The following is a 20781-nucleotide window of genomic DNA, read 5'->3' on the forward strand; positions in this document are numbered from 1 at the left end:
CTGTTTCTCCGCTTAGCGATCAACCGCCCAGCTGCAGCAGGTCGGAAAAGATTTTCTCGGCGATCTGGATCACCTTGCTCGAAGCCTGGTAGGCCTGTTGGAAGCGGATCAGGTTGGCGGCCTCCTCGTCGAGGTTCACGCCCGAGAACGATTCGCGCGCCAGCTGGACCTCCTTGAGCGTCGTCGCCTGGCTCTGGGCGGCCACCTTGGCGACGTTGGCCGAGCTGCCGACGAAACTGACCATCTGCCCGTAAAAGCTCTGGAAGTTGGTGTTGGGGGCGAGGTTGCCGGCCGGGACGAAGTCGCTGTTGCTGCTCGGCGTGTTCACCACCGTGTTCTGGTTCTGGATCTTGGCCAGCGCCAGGATGTTGGCGTTGTCCGACGGCGCGGCGTCGGCCGAGGCCGGACCGGTGCCGCGGGTACGGATCTGGAGCACCTCGAAGTCCTTGGGCGAACCCTCGAGCTTGAACTCGACCGTCACGCCGTTGTTGTCGGTCAGGCGGAAGCCGCCGGCGATGTCCCTGGACGCGGTGACGACGAAGGGCGCCGGCGCGCTGAAGGTCTGCGCCGCCGCGTCGTAGGTCAGATCGACGCCGGCCGGGTAGGCGGTCGCGAAATCGACCAGCGGCGCCGGCCGCGCGCCGGCCTCCTGCCACACCGACGACACGAAGGCGAGGCTGGGCGTGTCGGGCGCCGGCGCCGGCGGCGAAACGACGCCCGCCGACGTCGCCTTCAGCGAGGAGCCGACGGCGAGCTTGGCCGGGTCGTCGAGCCGGACCGCGAACGAGCCGGTCGCCTCGCGCAGCTGCTTGAGCTGCAGATAGGTCGGCGCGTTGTCGATGGCGACCAGCGGCGACGGCGGCGCGGCGCCGTCCAGATAGGGATTCAGGTCGTTGAAAAGCTGCGCCGAACCGGGCTGGTTGTCGAGGTCGCGACCGAGCGCGTGCTGGCGGTTCATCGTGTCGGCGATCGAGATCGACAGCCGGCCGAGGTCGGCCTGCACGCGGTTGAGCGTGCCCGAGCGGTAATTGAGCAGCGCGCCGAGCTGGCCGCCGTCGAGCATGCTCTCCGGGATGCGTACCTCGCCGCCACCGTAGCCGTAGGCCACGTCCAGCTGCTCGGGGTCGTCGGCGTTGGGCACCGCGACCAGCTTGTTGGCCGAGGTCCCGGTCACCAGCCCCTGGCCGTTGCCGATGAACACGCTGTAGCTGCCGTCCGGCTGCAGCATCACGTCGGTCTTTACCAGCTTGTTCAATTCGGCGACCAGCTGGTCGCGCTGGTCGAGCAGGTCGTTCGGCACCCGGGCGCTGCCCTGGTTCAACGCGAGAATGCGCTGGTTGACGCTGGCGATCTGCTCCGAGTAGGCGTTGATGTTCTCGGTGACGCTCTGGATCTGGCCGTTGACGCTGCGGCGGATGTCCTCGAAGCGGCCGTGCAAAGACTGGATGCGGCCGGCGAGGCTTTGCGCCAGGTTGATCACGTCCTGCCGCGCGGGAATCGACTTGGGGTTGGCCGAGAGGGTCTGCAGGCCGCGGAAGAAATCCTGCACCGTCGGCGACAGGCCGGCGGTCTGGTCGGCGACGATGTTGTCGATCTGCGCCAGGAAGCTCTCCTGGGTGCCGTAGTAGCTGTCGAGCGAGATCGCGCCGTTGAGCTGTCTTTCGAGATAGCGGTCGTAGACGCGCGATACCTGGGTGGTGTCGACGCCGCGGCCGACGAAGCCGTAGCCTTCGAAGAACGGCGTGCGCGCCGTCTGACTGTTCGTCTGCCGGTGGTAGCCTGCGGTATTGACGTTGCTGATGTTGTGGCTGGTCGTTTCCAGCGAGGCGCGCGCGGCGTTGAGGCCGCTGATGCCGATTCCGAAAATTCCGCTACCCATAACCCTCTCTCCTGAATGCCTTTATCGGCCGCCCCGGCGAAAACTTGAGGCCGGATTCGCCGCCGGCTCAGCTGCCGCGGCCGATCAGTCCGCCGGCGACGTCGGCCAGCTTCTTCGCGTAGCGCGGGTCGGTCGCGTAGCCGCCCGTCTGCAGCGCGCGCGCGAAGCCGTCGGCGTTGTCCCCCTGGTTGAGGGCCCGACCGTAGCGGGGATTGTCGGTCAGCAGCCGCGCGTAATCGTCGAAGGCGGCCTGATACGAGGGGTAGGCGCGGAAGGTCTCGACGCGCTTTTGCGCCACCCCGCCGACGTACTCGGTGGTCATCACGTCCACCGTCGCCCCCTTCCAGCTGCCGCCGGCCTTGATGCCGAACAGGTTGTGGCTGTCGCGGCCGTCCGGATGCCGGATCGCGCGCCGCCCCCAGCCGGTCTCGAGGGCCGCGTGCGCGACCACCAGCTCGGGCGCGACGCCGATCTCGGCCGCCGCGCCGCGTGCGTGCGGCAGCATCGTCTCGACGAAGGCTTGCGGCGTGCCCGGCAAGCTCTTGCCCGCGGCGGCAGAGTCGGCCGCGCCGGCGGCAGAAATTGCCTCCGTCGCCGGCGCGGGAGCCGGCGCGCCGTAGGCGGCCAGCGCCTTCCTGACCGCAGGCAGGCTCAGCCCTTCGGGCTGGGCGTAGAAGCGCCGCACCGCCCCGGCCTCGCCGCCCTCCTCCCGCGCCAGCTTGGCCAGCTGGCGACTGAGCACCTCGGCCAGGCCGAGCCCGCCGGTCTTGGACAAGGTCTGCACCAGCTGCTGGTCCAGCAGGCCCTTGTAGGTGTCCATCTCGGGCGAGTCGTCCTCGCCGTCGAAGCGGGTCTCCCGCATCGCCTGCATCAGCTTGTCCATGAACAGCGCCTCGAACTGGCGCGCGGCTTCCTTGACGGTCGACTTGGGGTCTTGCGCCGAGCGCGCGCGCAGCGCTTCCAGGCTGCCGGGGTCGACGGCCAAGCGCTGGGCGGCGTCGGCGGAAGAAAAGGAGGCGTTCGATAGTGGGTTCATGCGGGTTCGGCTCCGTGACCGGTCGATATAAGCAATATCCGGGCCAGAAAAGCAAAAGCGGCCGACTGGCCGCTGGCGGACTTGGCCGAGGCCGGCCGTCAGATGATCTGCAGCTCGGCCCTGAGCGCGCCGGCCGCCTTGATCGCCTGCAGGATGGAGACCAGGTCCTGCGGCGTCGCGCCGACGGCGTTGAGCGCGTTGACGACCTGCGCGAGGTTGGCGCTCTTGGGCAGGTTGACCACTTCGCCGCGGTCGGTGCGGATATTGATGTCGGGGTTGCCGGCACGGTCGTTGTTGCCGACGGTGACCGACAGGTTGCCGTGCGACACCGCGACCGCGTCCAGCGTGACCGCCCGGTTCATCACCACCGACCCGGTGCGCGCGTTGACGATGACCAACGGCAGGGTTTCCGCCGGCTTGACGACGAGGTTCTCGAGTCGCGACAGGAACTGCACGCGCTGGTTGCCGTCGTAGGGCGCGCGCACCTCGATCAAGCGGCCGTCGACCGCCTGCGCGGTGCCGGCGCCGAACTGGCGGTTGATCGCCTCGACGACGCGGTTGGCGGTGGTGAAGTCGGCCTCGAGCAGTTCGAGCTGGATCGCGTCGTTGCCGCCCAGCGCGGTCGGCACTTCGCGCTCGACGGTGGCGCCGGCCGGAATGCGGCCGACCGACAACTGGTTGATCTGCGCCGAATTGCCGCCGGCGCTGGCGCCGGCGCCGCCGACGACGACGTTGCCCTGGGCCATCGCGTAGATCTGCCCGTCGGCGCCCTTCAAGGGCGCCATCAGCAAGGTGCCGCCGCGCAGGCTCTTGGCGTCGCCGATCGACGAGACGGTAACGTCGATCGCCTGGCCGCGGCGCGCGAACGGCGGCAGGCTCGCGGTGATCGTCACCGCGGCGGTGTTCTTCGAGTCGATCTTGGTGCCGGGCGGCAGCTGCACGCCCAACTGCGTGAGCATGCTGGCCATCGACTGGGCGGTGAACGGCGACGAGCTGCGCTTGTCGCCGCTGCCGTCGAGGCCGACGACCAGGCCGTAGCCGAGCAGCTGGTTGCTGCGCACGCCGCCGACGGTCGCCAGCTCCTTGATGCGTTGGTTGGCGTGCGCCGGCAGCGCCAGCGCCGCCAGCACCAGCCAGAGCCAGAGCCGTTTCATGCCTTCTCCTTGCAAAACGCGGGCGTCGCGACAGAGCTCGCCCGGAGGCGAAAGCCTATCAGAACGGCAGCACCGACAGGAAGAAGCGCGACAGCCAGCCCGGCTCGATGTAGCGGCGCTGCTTGCCCTCGGTTTCCTGTTCGATGCGCGCGTCGGCCAACTTGGTCGACGAGACGAGGTTGCCCGGCTTGACGTCGACCGGGTTGACGACGCCGGACAGACGGATGAATTCGGTGTCGCCGTTCAGCCTCATCTGCTTCTCGCCGCTGACGACCAGGTTGCCGTTGGCCAGCACCTCGATCACGGTCACGGTGATCGAGCTGTTGAACGACGAGGAGCCGGAGGTGCTGCCCTTGCCGTTGTTGTTGACGCTGCCCTCGGCGCCGAAGCGGGCGCCGGCGAGCTTGTTCTCGAGGAAGTTGGAGAAGAACGGCAGATTGATCCCCGCGTCGATGCCGCTCGACGTCGACGCGCTGCGCGAACCCTTGGTCTCGGCGCTGCTCGAGGTCGTGGTGCGCTCCTCGATCGTCACCGTCAGCGTGTCGCCGACCTGGGTCGGCCGCTTGTCCTCGAACAGCGGACGGTAAGTGGCCGCCTGGAAAATCGCGCCATTGCTGACGGGCGCGACCGGCCGAGGCTGGGGGCGCGCCGTCATCGGCTGCTGCACGATGGGGGGCTGCGGCACGCTGCACGCGGACAGCGCGACAAGGCAGAAGAAGGCGGCGAGTCGTTTCATGCGGGTCTTAAAGCTGGGCGATGCGCTGCAGCATCTCGTCGGCGGTCTTGATCGCGCGCGAGTTCATCTCGAAGGAGCGCTGCGCGACGATCATCTTCACCAGCTCCTCGGTCACGTTGACGTTCGACTCCTCGAGAAAACCCTGGCTGACCTTGCCGCGGCCGTCCGTCTGCGGGTCGCCGTCCTGCGGCGCTCCCGACGCGGCGGTCTCGAGGTAGAGGTTCTCGCCGATGCTCTCAAGGCCCTGCGGGTTCACGAAGGTCGTCAACTGGATGTTGCCGGCGTTCTGCGGGTCCGGGTTGCCGGGCAGGAAGTACTGGACGATGCCCGAGTCGGAAATGCTGATGCGGGTCGCGTCGGCCGGGATGTTGATCTGCGGGTCGAGCAGATAGCCCGAGGAGTTGACGATATCGCCGTTCTCGTTGCGGCGGAATTCGCCGTTGCGGGTGTAGGCGATGGTGCCGTCCGGCCGCTGGACGCGGAAAAAACCGTCGCCGGTGATCGCCAGGTCGAGCGACTGCGAGGTCAGCACCAGGTTGCCCTGCGAGTGGATGCGCGCGGTGGCGACCGGCGCCGAGCCGGTGCCGACCTGCAGGCCGGTCGGCAGCGTGTTGCCGTTGCTCAGCTGCGAGCCGGGCTGACGCAGCGTCTGGTAGTACAGGTCCTCGAACACGCCGTGGCTGCGCTTGAAGCCCTTGGTGTTGACGTTGGCGAGGTTGTTGGAAACGATGTCCAGCTGGAACTGGCTCGAATCCATGCCGGTCTTGGCGATATACAGCGCGCGCATCATGGTGCGGTTTCTCCTGGCCGTCAGGCCGTCATCGCCAGCACCTGCGTCGCGGAGCGCGCGTTCTGGTCGGCGGTTTGCATGAGTTTGATGTTGAGGTCGAACTGGCGCGCGTGCGAGATCATCTGCACCAGGCTGTCGACCGCGTTGACGTTGCTGGCCTCGAGCGCCTCGGGCACCAGCTTGACGTTCTCGTCCTGCGCGGCGACGCCGCCGGCGTGCAGGCGGAACAGCCCGTCCTCGCCCTTGAACACCGCGCGCGCGCCCGGGTTGACGAGCTTGATCTGGCCGACGATCTGCGGCGCGCGGTCCTCGCCGTTGAGCGGCACCGCCGTCACCGTGCCGTCCTGGCCGAGCTCGGCGCGAAAGCCCTCGGGGACGGTGATCGGTCCGCCCAGGCCGAGCAGCGGCAGGCCGCTCCGGGTGCGCATCATGCCGGCCGCGTCGACCTCGTAACCGCCGTCGCGGCTGTAGGCCTCCTGGCCGTCCGGCCCCTGCACCGCGAAGAAACCCGGCGAGCCGAGCGCGAAGTCGTTCGCGTTGCCGGTGCGCTGCAGGCTGCCCTGCGACAGGTCGTGGCCGACGGTGTTGTCGACCACGTAGGTGCGGGTCGGCGAGCCGTCGCCGACGACCGGCAGCGCGCGGAACGACACCTGGTCGGCCTTGAAGCCGTTGGTGTTGACGTTGGCGAGGTTGTGCGCGGTCGTCGCCTGCTGCCACGCGACGTGCTTGGCGCCGTTCATCGCCAGGTAGATCATGCGGTCCACGAATCGCCCCCTTATGCGGCTTAACGCAGGTTGATCAGCGTCTGCAGGATGGCGTCCTGCGTCTTGATGGTCTGCGCGTTCGCCTGGTAGAAGCGCTGCGCGGTGATCATGTTGACCAGCTCCGAGGTCAGGTCGACGTTCGAATCCTCGAGCGCCGCCGACTGGATGAGGCCGACGTTGCTGCTGCCCGGCGTGTTGACCTTGGGGCGGCCGGACTCGAAGCTCTCGACCCAGCGGTTGTCGCCGGAAGGCTTCAGGCCCTGCACGTTCGCGAAGCTGGTCAGCACCACCTGGCCGATCACCTTGGTCTGGCCGTTCGAGAAGCGCGCCTCGACGACGCCCTCCGGCGTGGTCGCCAGGCCGGTCAGCGTGCCGTCCGCGTAGCCGTCGGCGGTCAGCGTGTTGACCGAGAACGGCCCGGCGAACTGGGTGGTCTTGCTCAGGTCGACGTTGACGACCAGCGGCGCGGCGCCGTTGGTCAGCGCCGGCGCGTTGAAGGTCACCGTGCCCGGCACCGTCGCGCCGGAGGCGCTGTTGAAGGTGCCGTTGTTGTTGAAGGTCAGCGTGGTCAGCGGCGTGGCGGGAACCGCGATCGGATCGGTGTCGAAGCGGGTGTACACGTCCCACTGCAGCGGGTCGGTCGCGCTCTTGACGTAGTAGAGCGTCAAGAGGTGGGAGACGCCGAGGCTGTCGTACAGCGTGACCGAGCGCGAGTGGTTGACCGAGTTCGGGTCGGGGTTCGCCGGGTCGGCGCCCGGGAAGGCGACCGCCGGCGCGGTCTGCTTGGCGTCGAGGTTGGCGCCGAACAGCAGCGAGGTGGTCGGTTCGGCGCCGATGTTGGCGGCGTTGACCTTCAGGTCGACCGGCGGACCGGCGATGATGTTGCCGTCGGTGTCGGCCTGGTAGCCGGTCAGCCTGAAGCCGTTGTTGACGAAATAGCCGTCGCGGTCGAGCTGGAACTGGCCGTTGCGCATGTAGGCGACGTCGCCGGCGCGATCGACGCGGAAGAAGCCGTTGCCGGCGATCGCCAGGTCGAGCGGGTTGCTGGTGGTGGTGATGTTGCCCTGGGTGAACTGCTGCGTGACGTTGACCGTCTTGGCGCCGATGCCGCTCTGCGTCGCCGCGACGCCGTAGATGCTCGCCGCGTAGATGTCGGAGAACTCGGCGCGCGAGCCCTTGAAGCCGACGGTGTTGGCGTTGGCGACGTTGTTGCCGATCACGTCCAGTTGCTTGGAAGCCGCCGACAGACCGCTCAAACCCTGCTGAAAACCCATATTCCGCTCCTGCTGCTTTGATTCGCGACCGCGGCCTTAGGCGGCCACTTCCACCACGGTGTCCAGCGTCACGCGCCGGCCGTTGGACAGCGCGAGGTTGGGCGTCAGACCGTCGATGCCGACGCTCCTGACCTGCTGATAGGACAAGGCGGTCGCCTCGATCGCCTTGCCGGCCTTGGTCGCGCTGACCGAGAAGCTGTACTCGCCGTCCGGCAGCGTCTCGCCGGCGGCGTTCTTGCCGTCCCAGTTGAAATAGGTCAGCCCGCTGCCGGGCTGGGCGATGTCGAAGCTGTCGACCACGCTGCCCTTGCTGTCCTTGACCTCGATCCTGAGCTGGTCGGCGCTCTGCGTCAGGCCGACCGCGCCGCGCACCTCGCCGCCCTTGAGCGTGAGACCGTTGTCGGCGACCAGTACGCTGCGGCCGATCAGGCCGGCCGCGGTCAGCGACTGGGCCGCCATCTGCGCCTGCGTCAGGCTGGCCATCGACTGGTTGAGCTTCTCGAGGCCGGTGACGGTGCTGATCTGCGACATCTGCGCGGTCATCTGCGAGTTGTCCATCGGGTTCAGCGGGTCCTGCGCGCGCAGTTGGGTGGTGAACAGCTTGAGGAAGCGGTCCTGGATCGCGTCGGCGCTGTTGACGTCCTTGCCGCTCGCGCTCGTGCCGGTGGCGCCGTTGATCTTGTTCAGGAGGCTCTGGTCGATGGTGGCCATGGCGTGCCTTTCGAATCGGGGACTTATTGACCCAGCTGCAGCGTCTTCTGCAGCAGGGTCTTGGCGGTGTTCATCATTTCGACGTTGGTCTGGTAGGAGCGCGCGGCCGAGATCATGTCGGCCATCTCCTCGACCGGGTTGACGTTCGGCAGCCGAACGTAGCCCTTGTCGTCGGCCAGCGGGTTGGCCGGGTCGTACTTGAGCTTGAACGGGCTCTCGTCCTCGACCACCGCGGTCACGCGCACGCCGGCGACCTGCGGTTGCGCCGCCGACACCGGGATCGCGGTGAACACCACGTGGCGGCCGCGGTAGGGCTCGCCGGTCGAACTGGTCGCGCTTTCGGCGTTGGCGATATTGCTCGCGACCAGGTTGAGGCGCTGCGACTGCGCGGTCAGCGCCGAACCGGCGATGCCGAACACATTGGACAGGGACATGCTTACTGGCCTCCCTTGATGGCGTTGTTCAGGCCGGCGATGCGGCGGTTGAGGAAGGTGAGCGTCGCCTGGTACTTCATCGCGTTGTCGGTGAAGGCGCCGCGCTCGACGTCCATGTCGACCGTGTTGCCGTCGATGCTGGGCTGCACCGCGCTGCGGTACTGCAGCTCGGCGCCGTTGGCCGAGGCACCGGCGGCGCGGCCGGACAGGTGACGCGCGTCGGTTGCGGCGAGCGCGAGGCGCCGCTGTGCAGCCTCGGCCGACTTCAGCGCCGCCCCCAGGTCGAAGTCGACCGCCTTGTAGTACGGGGTATCGGCGTTGGCGATGTTGCTGGCGATCACTTCGGCGCGGTAGGCGCGCAGGCCCAGCGCGCGCTGCTGGAAGTCGAAGTGTTTGGCGATCTTGTCGAGCATCTCATCTCCCCGGGACGCAACTCATAAGCATGAAACGTGCCAACCCATCGTCGAACTTGGCCGAGCCATCCTTAACGTTTGTTTGCAATTGGCGCGGCAATCGTGAAGCTATCCCGCCGCAACGTCTTGCCGGCACCCGCTTGCCGCCGCCGGCAAGACGGGCGGCAAGTTTTGCCAGCGGCAAAGAAAACGCCACCGGCGGCGGTGGCGTTTGCGACGCGAGCGCGGCCTCAGTCCTCTTCGCGGATCTCGAAGTCGTGCGTGATCTGGGCGGTCTTGGCCAGCATGATCGACGCCGAGCAGTACTTCTCGGCCGACAGGTGAATCGCGCGCTCGACCGACTCGGGCTTGACGCCGTGGCCGACGACGACGAAGTGGAAGTGGATCTTGGTGAACACCTTGGGGTCTTCACCGGCGCGCTCCGACTCGATCTCGACCCAGCAGTCGCGCACGTCCTGGCGCGCCTTTTTCAGGATGGTGATCACGTCGTAGCTGGTGCAGCCGGCGGTGCCGAGCAAGACCAGTTCCATCGGACGCGGGCCGAGGTTGCGGCCGCCGCCCTCGGGCGCGCCGTCCATCACCACGGCGTGGCCGCTACCGGTCTCGCCCATGAAGCAGACGCCCTCCACCCATTTGAGTCGTGCCTTCATCTCCCCTCCTCCTTCCTGCAAACCAGCAAAAAAGGGCAAGACTACCACCCCCGGTTGGGGTCATAAAGAATCACCGCTAAAATGGCGTTTTCGCCTTTGATAGACGCAAGCCATGCTGGTACTCGGAATCGAATCGTCCTGCGACGAAACCGGGGTCGCGCTGTACGACCTCGACAAGGGGCTTCTGGCCCACCATCTGCACACGCAGATGGCGCTGCACGCCGAGTACGGCGGCGTGGTGCCCGAACTGGCCAGCCGCGACCACATCCGCCGCGTGCTGCCCTTGACGCGCGCCTGCCTGGCCGACGCCGGCAAGACGCTCGCCGACCTGTCGGCGATCGCCTTCACGCAGGGACCGGGCCTCGGCGGCGCGCTGATGGTCGGCGCCAGCTTCGCCAACGCGCTGGCCTTCGGCCTCGGCATCCCGGTGATCGGCGTCCACCACCTCGAAGGCCACCTGTTGTCGCCGCTTCTGTCCGAGCCGCGCCCCGACTTCCCCTTCGTCGCGCTGCTCGTCTCCGGCGGCCACACGCAGCTGATGGCGGTGCGCGGCGTCGGCGACTACCAGATCCTCGGCGAGACGCTCGACGACGCCGCCGGCGAAGCCTTCGACAAGACCGCCAAACTGCTGGGGCTAGACTACCCGGGCGGCCCGATGCTGTCGCGCCTGGCCGAGCGCGGCACGCCGCACCGCTTCACGCTGCCGCGCCCTATGCTCAACTCGCCCGACCTCGACATGAGCTTCTCCGGCCTGAAAACCGCGGTGCTGACGCTGGTGCGCCAGGTCGAGGCCGAGCACGGCGAGCTGACCGAACAGCTGCGCTGCGACATCTGCCACGCCTTCCAGGAGGCGATCGTCGAGGTGCTAGTGAAAAAGTCGCTGAAGGCGCTGAAGGAAACCGGCATGAAGCGGCTGGTGGTCGCCGGCGGCGTCGGCGCCAACAAGCAGCTGCGCGCCGGCCTTAACGACGCGGCGGCGCGCCGCCGCCTCGAGGTGTTCTACCCGCCGCTGGCGCTCTGTACCGACAACGGCGCGATGATCGCCTTCGCCGGCGCGATGCGCCTGAAACACGCGCACGCCGCCGGCGCCTTCACCATCAAGCCGCGCTGGGACCTCTCGGCGCTGCCCGCCGCCTGAACCCTTGATTCGCGCCGCGCCGGGCAACCGGGGCGACGCCGCAGACCATGATCCAACTGAAAAACCTCACGCTGCGCCGCGGCAGCAAGGAGCTGCTGTCCGGCGCGACCGCCAGCTTCCTGCCCGGCCAGAACACCGGCGTCGTCGGCGCCAACGGCGCCGGCAAGTCGAGCCTGTTCGCGCTGTTGCGCGGCGAGCTGATCGCCGACGGCGGCGACCTCGTCGTGCCGGCGCACTGGACGCAGGCGCACGTCGCGCAGGAAACCCCGGCGCTCGACACGCCGGCGCTCGACTACGTGCTCGACGGCGACGCCGAGCTGCGCACCCTGCAGCAAAGCTTGGCCGAGGCCGAGGACAAGCACGACGGCGAGGCGATCGGCCACCTGCACGCGGAGCTGGCGCGCATCGACGCCTGGTCGGCCGAGGCGCGCGCCGCCAAGCTGCTCTCCGGCCTCGGCTTCGCGCCGGAGGCGATCCGCCGCCCGGTCGCCAGCTTCTCGGGCGGCTGGCGCATGCGGCTCAACCTCGCGCAGGCGCTGATGTGCCGCTCCGACCTATTGCTGCTCGACGAGCCGACCAACCACCTCGACCTCGAGACGGTGCTGTGGCTGGAGGACTGGCTCAAGGGCTATCCGGGCACCTTGCTCGTCATCTCGCACGACCGCGACTTCCTCGACTCGGTGTGCGGCCAGATCGCCGAGCTCGCCGACGGCCAGCTCACCGTCTACACCGGCAACTACAGCCAGTACGAGACGATGCGCGCCGAAAAACTGGCGCGCCAGCAGGCGGCGTTCGAAAAGCAGCAGCGCCAGATCGCCCACCTCGAGTCGTTCATCACCCGCTTCAAGGCCAAGGCGACCAAGGCGCGCCAGGCGCAAAGCCGCGTCAAGGCGCTCGAGAAGCTCGAACGCATCTCGGCCGCCCACGTCGACTCGCCGTTCGACTTCGCGTTCGCCACGCCCGACAACCTGCCGAACCCGCTGTTGCGGCTCGACGCCGCGCGCGTCGGCTACGGCGACAAGGTCATCCTCGACCGCGTCAACCTGTCGGTCGAGGCCGGCAGCCGCATCGGCCTTCTCGGCGTCAACGGCGCCGGCAAGTCGACGCTGGTGAAGCTTTTGGCCGGCGAGCTTTCGCCGCTGGCGGGCCAGTGCGTCGGCGCGCAGATGCTCAACATCGGCTACTTCGCGCAGCACCAGCTCGAGACGCTGCGCATGGACGAATCGCCCTTGTGGCACCTGCAGAAGCTCGCGCCGACCGCGCGCGAGCAGGAGCTGCGCACCTTCCTCGGCGGCTTCAACTTCCACGGCGACGCCGCACTCGCGCCGGTCGGCCCGATGTCGGGCGGCGAGAAGGCGCGCCTCGCGCTGGCGCTGATCGTCTGGCAGAAGCCCAACCTGTTGCTGCTCGACGAACCGACCAACCACTTGGATCTGGAAATGCGCCACGCGCTGACGCTGGCGCTGCAGGACTTCGCCGGCGCCTTGATCGTCGTCTCGCACGACCGTGCGCTGCTGGAGGCGACCACCGACCGCTTCTGGCTGGTCGCCGCCGGCCGCGTCGAACCCTTCGACGGCGACCTCGAAGACTACCGGCGCTGGCGCATCGAGCAGGCGGCCGAGGCCGCCGCCCCCTCCAATGGCGAGGCGCTCTCGGCCAACGTCAACCGCAAGGAACAGAAACGGCTCGAGGCCGAGGCGCGCCAGCGGCTGTCGGCGCTGAAGAAGCCGCTGCTGGGCCGCCTCGCCAGGCTGGAGAAGGAGCTGGACGCGCTAGCGACGCAGAAGGCCGAACTCGAGGGCTTCGTCGCGTCGGAGGACGCCTACCAGGACGCCCACAAGGCCAAGCTCGCCGACGCGGTGAAGCAGCTCGGCGAGATCGGCTCAAGGTTGGCCGAGGTCGAAGAAGACTGGATGAATGTGCAAGAGGAACTCGAGCAGCTCGAAGCCGAGGCCTGAGCCCCGCCCCTCCCCGAACGGCCGCAACGCGGCCGTTTTTCATGCCCGCTTGCCCGGCGGCGCCCAGGCCGCGATTCGCCCCACCGCGCGCAGCGATGATGTTCGCATGACAACATCGACGCGTTCGTTTGGCAACCTATCCACAGGAACATGAGGATAAGGGTGTGGATAAGCTTGGGGTAAGCGCATATTCTGCTTTTTTGACAGATACTTGCAATTTCGTGCAAAAAAATGGCGAAATCCGCGTTTTATTCACGTCTGGCGGGCACAAACATGGGGGAAAACTGTGGATAGTCGCGCCAAGCCATTGACGGTAATGGCAAAAAAACCGGGCGCTCAAAAAACGGGCACACGCCATCGCGTGCCCCTTTCCCGTGCCTCGACGTTCGGCAAACAACATCCGTCGTAGCATGACATGGCGCCCCACCCGGGACGCGGCATGAAAAAAGCACCCCCGCAGGGGTGCTTTTGCGATGGGGCGGCACGGCGGCCTCAGGCGACCGCCGGCTCCTGCATCAGCAGGGCCAGCAGCGTCGCGACCTCTTCCTTCAGCTCGCGGCGGTCGACGATCATGTCGATCGCGCCCTTCTCGAGCAGGAACTCGGCGCGCTGGAAGCCTTCCGGCAGCGTCTGGCGCACGGTCTGCTCGATCACGCGTGGACCGGCGAAGCCGATCAGCGCCCCCGGTTCGCCGATCACCACGTCGCCGAGGAAGGCGAACGAGGCGGACACGCCGCCCATGGTCGGGTCGGTCAGCACCGAAATGAACGGCAGCTTGGCGTCGGCCAGCCAGGTCAGCGCGGCGCTGGTCTTGGCCATCTGCATCAGCGAGTTCAGGCCTTCCTGCATGCGCGCACCGCCGGAGGCCGCCACGCAGATGAACGGCGCGCGGGCCTCGAGCGCGGCCTGCACGCCGCGCACGAAGCGCTCGCCGACCACCGAGCCCATCGAACCGCCGATGAACTTGAACTCGAAGGCGGCGACCACGGCCGGGATGTTGTGGATGCTGCCCTGCATCACCACCAGCGCGTCGTCCTCGCCAGTGCTGGCCGCGGCGGCGGCCAGCCGGTCGGGATAGCGTTTGCCGTCCTTGAATTTCAGGATGTCGACCGGCTTGACCTCGGCGCCGATCTCGCGGCGACCCTCGGCGTCGAGCAGCATGTCGAGCCGCGCGCGCGCGCTGATCGGATGGTGATGGTTACACTTCGGGCAGACTTGCAGATTGCTTTCGAGATCGGTGTAGTAAAGCACCGCCTCGCAGGCCGAGCACTTGCTCCACAGCCCCTCGGGAACCGCCGAAGGCTTGCTGGCGCGTCTGTCGCGCTTGATCTTCGGCGGGAGGAGCTTGTTCAACCAGCTCATGCTGACTCCTTAAAAAACATCGTTCGCGCCGTGTGCGCGAACCCGTCAGTTGTGACACGGGCCCCGACGGGGCCCCTTGGCATGGATGGCTCAGGCGCCGATCGCGGACTTCAGCCCGGCGACCAGGGCGGTCAGCCGTTCCTTGGCGGTTTCGGGCGTCGCCGCCTCGATTTCCTGCACCAGCCGGCTGCCGACGACGACCGCGTCGGCCACCTCGGCGACGCGACGCGCGGTTTCGCCGTCGCGGATGCCGAAGCCGACGCCGATGGGCAGGCTCAGGTGTTGGCGCAAGGCGGCGATTTTACGCCCAACCTCGTCAATGTCCAAATTCGCGGCGCCGGTCACGCCCTTGAGCGACACGTAGTAGACGTAGCCGCGCGCCAGACGGGCCACCTCGGCGACGCGCGCTTCGGGGGTGGTCGGCGCCAGCAGGAAGATCGGGTCGACGCTCTCGGCGCTCAGCGCGGCGGCCAGTTCCCCGGCCTCCTCGGGCGGACAGTCGACGGTCAGCACGCCGTCGACGCCGGCCGCGCGGGCCGCCTTCGAGAATTCGGTATAGCCCATCGCGAACACCGGGTTAAGGTAGCCCATCAGCACCACCGGCGTCACATCGTCGGTCTTGCGGAATTCGACGACCATGGCGAGCACGTCCTTCAGGCCGACCTTGTGCGCGAGCGCGCGCTCGGACGCGCGCTGGATCACCGGGCCGTCGGCCATCGGGTCGGAGAACGGCACGCCCAGCTCGATGATGTCGGCGCCGCCTTCGACGAGGCCGTGCATCAGCGACACCGTCAGGCCCGGGTTCGGGTCGCCGGCGGTGATGAAGGGGATCAGGGCTTTCTTGCCCGCGAGGGCGGCGAAACGGTTGGCAATGCGCGACATGCTCGGTCTCACAGTTGGATGCCGGAGAGACCGGCGACGGTGTTGATGTCCTTGTCGCCGCGGCCGGACAGGTTGACGAGGATCACCTGGTCCTTGCCCATCGTCGGCGCGTGCTTGATCGCCCAGGCGAGCGCGTGGCTCGACTCGAGCGCCGGAATGATGCCCTCGCTGCGGCACAGCTCGTGGAAGGCGGCGAGCGCCTCGTCGTCGTTGATCGCGTCGTATTCGGCGCGGCCGAGGTCCTTCAGGTAGCTGTGCTCGGGGCCGACGCCCGGGTAGTCGAGCCCGGCGGACACCGAGTGGGTCTCGACGATCTGGCCGTTCTCGTCCTGCATCAGGTAGCTCTTGAAGCCGTGCAACACGCCCGGCTTGCCGGCCGACAGCGGCGCCGCGTGGCGGCCGCTGGCGACGCCGTCGCCGCCCGCCTCGACGCCGACGATGCGCACGCCCGACACGTCGATGTAGGGGTAGAACATGCCGATCGCGTTGGAGCCGCCGCCGACGCAGGCGACGACGACGTCCGGCTGGCGACCGATCATCTCGGGCATCTGCACCTTGGCTTCGTCGCCGATCACGCACTGGAAGTCGCGCACCAGCATCGGGTAAGGGTGCGGGCCGGCGGCGGTGCCGAGGATGTAGAAGGTCGAGTCGACGTTGGTCACCCAGTCGCGCATCGCCTCGTTCAGCGCGTCCTTGAGCGTCTTGGAACCGGACTCGACCGGCACGACGGTCGCGCCCAACAGCTTCATGCGGTAGACGTTCGGCGCCTGGCGCTTGACGTCCTCGGCGCCCATGTAGACGACGCACTCCATGCCGTAGCGGGCGGCGACGGTGGCCGACGCGACGCCGTGCTGGCCGGCGCCGGTCTCGGCGATCACGCGCTTCTTGCCCATGCGGCGGGCGAGCAGCGCCTGGCCGATGGTGTTGTTCACCTTGTGCGCGCCGGTGTGGTTCAGGTCTTCGCGCTTGAGGTAGATCTGCGCGCCGCCGAGTTTTTCCGACAGGCGGCGGGCGTGGTAGACCGGGCTCGGCCGACCCACGTAGTGCTTGAGCTCGTAGCGGTACTCTTCCCAGAAGGCCGGGTCGTTCTTCGCGCGTTCGTATTCGGCTTTCAGCTCGTCCAGCGCCGCCATCAGCGTCTCGGCGACGTAGATCCCGCCGTACGGGCCGAAGTGGCCGCGCGCGTCGGGCATGTCATAGCGATCCATCTGTCACTCCTTGTATGAAGGCCCGCATCCGCTCGGCGTCCTTGATTCCCTTGCCCGCCTCGACGCCGCTGGAGACGTCGACCGCCGCCGGGCGCACGCGGCGCACCGCGTCGGCGACGTTGTCGGGCGTCAGCCCGCCCGACAGGATCAGCGGGATCGGCAGATTGTCCGGAATCAGGCGCCAGTCGAAGGTCGCGCCGGTGCCACCGTGCGCGCCCTCGACGAAGGCGTCGGCCAACAGGCCGCGGGCGTTCTTGTATCGATCGGCCCATTCTACCAGATCGACCCCCGGCTTTACCCTGACCGCCTTCAGATACGGGCGGTGAAAGCTCGCGCAGAACTCTGGCGTCTCCTCGCCGTGGAACTGCAGGATGTCTACGGCTACCGCCGCCAGAATCTCGTCGACGCGCTCGCGCTCCGGATTGACGAACAAGGCCACCACCGACACGAAGGGCGGCAAGGCGGCGATCACCGCGCGCGCGGCGGCGATGTCGACGTTGCGCGGGCTCTTGTCGTAGAACACCAGGCCGATCGCGTCGGCGCCGAGCCGCGCGGCGTCGCGCGCGTCCTCGGGCCGCGTCAGGCCGCAAATCTTGATACGGGGTCGCACGGTCAACTCCAGAAGGTCAGGCGCGCCGAATCGGCGCAGGCCGGCAGGCCGAATTCGGCCGGATAGCCGACGCCGGTCAGGAACAGGCCGTCGGGCATGAAGGTCGGCGGCGCGAGCCGGCGTTCGCGCGCGGCCAACAGCTCGGCCAACCCTTGGGCCGAGAGGCTGCCCTTGCCGACGTAGACCAGCGCGCCGACGATGTTGCGCACCATGTGGTGCAAAAAGGCGTCGGCGGAAAAATCGAAGCGGATCAACCCGCCCGCCGCGACGATGTCGAGCCGGGAGAGTTGTTTGACCGGGTTCTTCGCCTGGCATTCGGCGGCGCGAAAACTGGAGAAGTCGTGCCGGCCGACCAGGAGCCCGGCCGCCTCGCGCATCGCGGCGACGTCGAGCGGCGAGTGGTACCAGCCGACCCGGCCGGCGGACAGGGCCGGGCGCACCGGGTGGTTGAGCAGGAAGTAGCTGTAGGAGCGCGAGAAGGCGGAAAAACGCGCGTGGAAGTCGTCCGATACCGGCCGCGCCCACAGCACCGCCACCTCGGGCGGCAAGAAGCGGTTGACGCCGCGCACCCAGGCGTTCAGCGGCCGCTCGAGCGGCGCGTCGAAATGCACCACCTGCTGGCTCGCGTGCACGCCGGCGTCGGTGCGGCCGGCGGCGACCACGCCGACCTTGGCGCCGGCGATCTGACCCAACGCGCGCTCGAGCGCGTCCTGCACCGTGTTGCCGTGCGGCTGGCTCTGCCAGCCGGCGAAACGGCGGCCGTCGTATTCGATTCCGAGCGCAATCCTCATGCCCACGCTATCACCACCCCTCCCATCGCGGCGCCCCAGGCGAGCACAGCGAACAGGTCGCGCGCGCGCCAGCGGCAAAAGCGCAACTCTACCGCATCGGGCCCCGCCTTGACCACGTCGTCCCGGCACAGCGCGCGCCAGCGCGCGAGCGAGAGGCCGGGCGGCTCGGCCAACATCGCGTCGGCGTAGTAAAGCGTCAGCCACAGCCGCAGCGCCGCGCGCTCGATTGGCACGCCGACGCGGGAAAGCGGCGCCGCCAGGCCCACGAGCCCGGACAGCAGCGCGTCGCGCGGGCGCGTCAGCCACAGCGCGCGCATCCACCACACCAGCGTCAGCAGCCGCAGCGCGTGCGCGAGCCCGGCGGCCAGGCCCTCGCGCGTCGGCGCCCACGTAGCGTCCCACAGCGCGCGGCCCGGCAGCGTCCAGCCCATTACCGCGACGAGCGCGACGAGCAGCCAGCGCATGCGCCGCAGGCTCATCGGCACGGCGCGGCGCTCGAAGCGCGTCACCGCCAGCGCCGCCAAAAGCGCCGCCGGTGCGAGAACCGCCAGCGGCAGGCACTGCAGCGCGATCGCACCGGCGAGCCAGAGCAGCAGCGCGACCGAGGGATGGAAGGCCGTCCGGGCCACAACCTCAGCCATCGCCGGCCCCGGACGCGCGAAGACCCGCCTTCCGGCGGGTCGTCGTCAACTGCGGTCCCGTCAAGGGGTGATCTTCGCCAGCAGCGACTCGGCCTCGTCCTTCAAGGGGCCGCTCGCCTCGCCGGCCAGCTCGGTCAGCACCTCGCGCGCGCCCTCGCTGTCGCCCATGTCGAGGTAGACCCTGGCCAGGTCGAGCTTGGTGCTCAAGGGATCGTCGCCCGCCGACACGCCGCTCATCGATGTCGGCGCGTCGTCCTGGAACAGCGCGGCGAAATCGCCGAGCGCGTCGTCCTGCTGCGGCGCCGCGTCCGGCGCCTTGGCCGGCGGCGCGTCGTCGAGCTGGAAGTCGAAGTCGAGCAGCTTGTCGTCGACCTTGCCCTCGGCGGCGGGCGGCGCCGTCTCGGCGGCCGGCGCGGCCACCAGCGCGTCAAGGTCGAAGTCGAGCAGCGCGTCCGGGGCGGGTCCGCTCGACGCCGCGCCGGGCTGCACGTCGTCCTCGCCGAACAGCGCCGCGCGCAGCGGGTCGGCCACCTCCTCTGCCGCCGTCGGCGCCGCCTCGGTCGCGGCCGGCACCGAAGGTGGCGGCGGTGCGGCCTGCGCGACCGCCATCAGTTCCTGGTCGAGGTCGATGGGGCCGAAGGACTCGGCGGCATCGGGCGGCTGCGTGGCCAGCACCTCGCCGCTGTGGTAGAGCGGGTTTTCCGGGTCGAGCAATTGCCCCATCGCGGCCGCCTTGGCCCATTGCTGGCCGCGACCGTCGAAGGCCAGGTGCAGCTCGCGCGCCACCGGCTCGAAACTCTCCCGGTCCTCGCGCGCCGCGTAGATTTCCAGCAACTTCAGCCTCACCTCGTGGCGGGCCGGGTCGCGGGCGAGCGCATCCTTGAGGATTTCCTCGGCCTGCTGGTCGCGGCCGTAGGCGATGTAGACCTCGGCCTCGGCGACCGGGTCGACCTCGCCGGCGTCGATCTCGCCGAAAGAGCGGGTGAAGTCGGACATGAAGCTCGGCGCGCCGGCGGTCGTCGCGCCGCGCAACACAGGGGAGGTCACGGTGCTCGCCCCGCCGGCCAGGCCAGGGCTCACCAGCCCGGCGTCGGCGACCTGCCTCGCACGGCGACGCCGCGCCAGCCCCAGGCCGGCCAGCGCGAGCAGCAGGGCGCCGGCGGCGACGCCGCCGATCAGCGGCAGACGCGCGACGATGGCGTCCAGCCAGCCGCCGCCCTCCGCCGCCGCCGGCGCGGGCGGCGGCGCATCTTGCTGCAGCGTCCTGAGCTTCGCCTCCAGCGCGGCGATCCGCGCCTCGGCCGCCTTCAGCGACTTGTCGCGTTCGGCGACCTGCGCTTCGAGTTGGCCGAGCGCCTCGTCGGCAAGCACCGGCTGAGCCTGCGCGGCGCCCGCGCTCGCCGCGGCCACCGGGGCGACGAGCGCGGGCGTGGCAGGCACGGGCGCGGCGGCGGGCGGCGGCGACACGCCTTGCGCCGCCGGGACGAACGACGCGCCGCCCGGCGATGCCGGCACCGGCGCCGGCTCGCCGCCGGCCAGCAGGCGCCGCGTTTCGGCGGCGGACAGCGCGCGGATGCGGGCGGCGGACGGCACCTTGAGCCGCGCGCCGGCGCGCAGCCGGTCCGGGTCGCCGCCGATGAAGGCGTCGGGGTTCAGCTTCAGCAACGCGGCGCGCGTCTGGTCGAGGCTGGCACCCGGCGGTTGCACGCGGGCGGCCAGGCTGTAGAGGGTGCTGCCCGGCGTCACGAGCAGCCCGGCAGGCGTGGCGGTGGCGACGGCGCGTTCGGCCGGCGCCGCGCGTGGGCGCGCCGGCAGCTCGTCGTCGAGCGCCAGGTCCTGGCCGCCGCGGACGCGGTACTCGGGCGGGTCGAGCAGCACGGTGTACTCGCGCACCGAGCGCGTCGTGCCGCCGCGCGCCTCGACGACGAAGCGCAGGAAGGGGTCGCGGACAGGCTTGACCGAGGTGACCCTGACCACCGCCCCCGAGGCGCCGCGCACCAGCGAGAAGCGCAACGACGACAGCGTCGCAGGGTAGTCGACCCCCAGGTCGCGGAAGGTCTCGTTGCCCGCCAGTCCGACCCGTACGCTGTCGAACTCGGCGGCGGCCACCCCGCTCAGCGGAATGTCGGCGCGAAAGGTCTCGCCGAGGTTGGAGCGCACGCTGATCGGGCCCAGGCCTGCCGACGCGCCGGCAGAACAGAGGGCCGCCACGAGCAGCACGGTGAGTTTGAGGGGTGCCTGTCTTATCACGATCCACCTTCCGGCTTTTGTTCTTGATGTTGTCAGCATGCACGCGGCGTTCCGAACGCATCGGTCGACCGCCCGACCATCTTAAGTGCCCCGCCCTGCC

The 20781-nt window shown here is 69.0% G+C and carries 20 protein-coding genes; 2 read left to right on the forward strand and 18 right to left on the reverse strand.

The genetic code is table 11. The features are described from left to right. Positions 1 to 19 precede the first annotated feature (19 nt). The 11 genes from flgK to EV683_RS04855 form a co-directional block, all read right to left on the reverse strand. Positions 20 to 1879 (reverse strand): flagellar hook-associated protein FlgK, encoded by a 1860-nt coding sequence (gene flgK, locus EV683_RS04805; protein ID WP_131862031.1) that lies wholly within the window; start codon positions 1877 to 1879, stop codon positions 20 to 22. Between the two features lie 67 nt (positions 1880 to 1946). Continuing rightward, positions 1947 to 2915, reverse strand: a complete 969-nt coding sequence (gene flgJ / locus EV683_RS04810; protein WP_131862032.1) for a flagellar assembly peptidoglycan hydrolase FlgJ — start codon at positions 2913 to 2915, stop codon at positions 1947 to 1949. 98 nt (positions 2916 to 3013) lie between these two features. Then, positions 3014 to 4069: a flagellar basal body P-ring protein FlgI gene (locus EV683_RS04815; RefSeq protein ID WP_066609446.1), complete on the reverse strand. Its 1056-nt coding sequence runs from the start codon at positions 4067 to 4069 to the stop codon at positions 3014 to 3016. Between the two features lie 58 nt (positions 4070 to 4127). Further along, entirely contained in the window at positions 4128 to 4805 is a 678-nt protein-coding gene (locus tag EV683_RS04820; protein ID WP_066609447.1) for a flagellar basal body L-ring protein FlgH, read from the reverse strand. A gap of 7 nt (positions 4806 to 4812) precedes the next feature. Next, entirely contained in the window at positions 4813 to 5595 is a 783-nt protein-coding gene (gene flgG / locus EV683_RS04825; RefSeq protein ID WP_066609448.1) for a flagellar basal-body rod protein FlgG, read from the reverse strand. Between the two features lie 20 nt (positions 5596 to 5615). After that, on the reverse strand, positions 5616 to 6350 hold the full coding sequence (locus EV683_RS04830) for a flagellar basal body rod protein FlgF (RefSeq protein ID WP_243694718.1): 735 nt from the start codon (positions 6348 to 6350) through the stop codon (positions 5616 to 5618). A 29-nt stretch (positions 6351 to 6379) separates the two neighbouring features. Then, positions 6380 to 7633 carry a flagellar hook protein FlgE gene (gene flgE / locus EV683_RS04835; protein WP_066609450.1) on the reverse strand — a complete coding sequence of 418 codons (1254 nt, stop codon included), beginning with the start codon at positions 7631 to 7633 and terminating at the stop codon, positions 6380 to 6382. A gap of 36 nt (positions 7634 to 7669) precedes the next feature. Next, entirely contained in the window at positions 7670 to 8344 is a 675-nt protein-coding gene (locus tag EV683_RS04840; RefSeq protein ID WP_066609451.1) for a flagellar hook assembly protein FlgD, read from the reverse strand. Between the two features lie 23 nt (positions 8345 to 8367). Continuing rightward, positions 8368 to 8778, reverse strand: a complete 411-nt coding sequence (gene flgC / locus EV683_RS04845; protein WP_066609452.1) for a flagellar basal body rod protein FlgC — start codon at positions 8776 to 8778, stop codon at positions 8368 to 8370. A 2-nt stretch (positions 8779 to 8780) separates the two neighbouring features. Beyond that, the gene (gene flgB, locus EV683_RS04850; RefSeq protein WP_131862034.1) at positions 8781 to 9191 is read right to left on the reverse strand and encodes a flagellar basal body rod protein FlgB; all 411 of its coding nucleotides are present in this window, start codon (positions 9189 to 9191) and stop codon (positions 8781 to 8783) included. A 230-nt stretch (positions 9192 to 9421) separates the two neighbouring features. Continuing rightward, a complete protein-coding gene (locus EV683_RS04855) occupies positions 9422 to 9841 on the reverse strand; it encodes an OsmC family protein (RefSeq protein WP_066609454.1) in 420 nt (139 codons plus the stop codon). Between the two features lie 112 nt (positions 9842 to 9953). Between EV683_RS04855 and tsaD the strand changes: the two genes are divergently transcribed. Then, a complete protein-coding gene (gene tsaD / locus EV683_RS04860) occupies positions 9954 to 10979 on the forward strand; it encodes a tRNA (adenosine(37)-N6)-threonylcarbamoyltransferase complex transferase subunit TsaD (protein ID WP_066609455.1) in 1026 nt (341 codons plus the stop codon). Positions 10980 to 11026: 47 nt separating this feature from the next. Next, complete coding sequence (locus EV683_RS04865) at positions 11027 to 12937, forward strand: ATP-binding cassette domain-containing protein (RefSeq protein ID WP_131862035.1); 1911 nt, start codon at positions 11027 to 11029, stop codon at positions 12935 to 12937. A gap of 492 nt (positions 12938 to 13429) precedes the next feature. Here EV683_RS04865 and accD read toward each other — a convergent pair whose 3' ends face one another. The 7 genes from accD to EV683_RS04900 form a co-directional block, all read right to left on the reverse strand. After that, positions 13430 to 14299, reverse strand: coding sequence for an acetyl-CoA carboxylase, carboxyltransferase subunit beta (accD, locus tag EV683_RS04870; RefSeq protein WP_131862036.1), 870 nt, complete (start codon positions 14297 to 14299; stop codon positions 13430 to 13432). A gap of 90 nt (positions 14300 to 14389) precedes the next feature. Further along, positions 14390 to 15181 carry a tryptophan synthase subunit alpha gene (trpA, locus tag EV683_RS04875; RefSeq protein ID WP_066609458.1) on the reverse strand — a complete coding sequence of 264 codons (792 nt, stop codon included), beginning with the start codon at positions 15179 to 15181 and terminating at the stop codon, positions 14390 to 14392. An 8-nt stretch (positions 15182 to 15189) separates the two neighbouring features. Beyond that, on the reverse strand, positions 15190 to 16389 hold the full coding sequence (gene trpB, locus EV683_RS04880) for a tryptophan synthase subunit beta (protein ID WP_131862037.1): 1200 nt from the start codon (positions 16387 to 16389) through the stop codon (positions 15190 to 15192). After that, a complete protein-coding gene (locus EV683_RS04885) occupies positions 16376 to 16999 on the reverse strand; it encodes a phosphoribosylanthranilate isomerase (RefSeq protein WP_131862038.1) in 624 nt (207 codons plus the stop codon). Before EV683_RS04885 ends, trpB begins: the two co-directional genes overlap by 14 nt. A 2-nt stretch (positions 17000 to 17001) precedes the next feature. Continuing rightward, on the reverse strand, positions 17002 to 17790 hold the full coding sequence (gene truA / locus EV683_RS04890) for a tRNA pseudouridine(38-40) synthase TruA (RefSeq protein WP_131862039.1): 789 nt from the start codon (positions 17788 to 17790) through the stop codon (positions 17002 to 17004). After that, a complete protein-coding gene (locus EV683_RS04895) occupies positions 17787 to 18431 on the reverse strand; it encodes a hypothetical protein (RefSeq protein ID WP_243694712.1) in 645 nt (214 codons plus the stop codon). Before EV683_RS04895 ends, truA begins: the two co-directional genes overlap by 4 nt. Before the next feature lie 60 nt (positions 18432 to 18491). Beyond that, positions 18492 to 20720 carry a FimV/HubP family polar landmark protein gene (locus EV683_RS04900; protein ID WP_131862040.1) on the reverse strand — a complete coding sequence of 743 codons (2229 nt, stop codon included), beginning with the start codon at positions 20718 to 20720 and terminating at the stop codon, positions 18492 to 18494. Positions 20721 to 20781 lie beyond the last annotated feature (61 nt).

Source organism: Crenobacter luteus, assembly GCF_004345725.1.
Classification (GTDB): domain Bacteria; phylum Pseudomonadota; class Gammaproteobacteria; order Burkholderiales; family Chromobacteriaceae; genus Crenobacter; species Crenobacter luteus.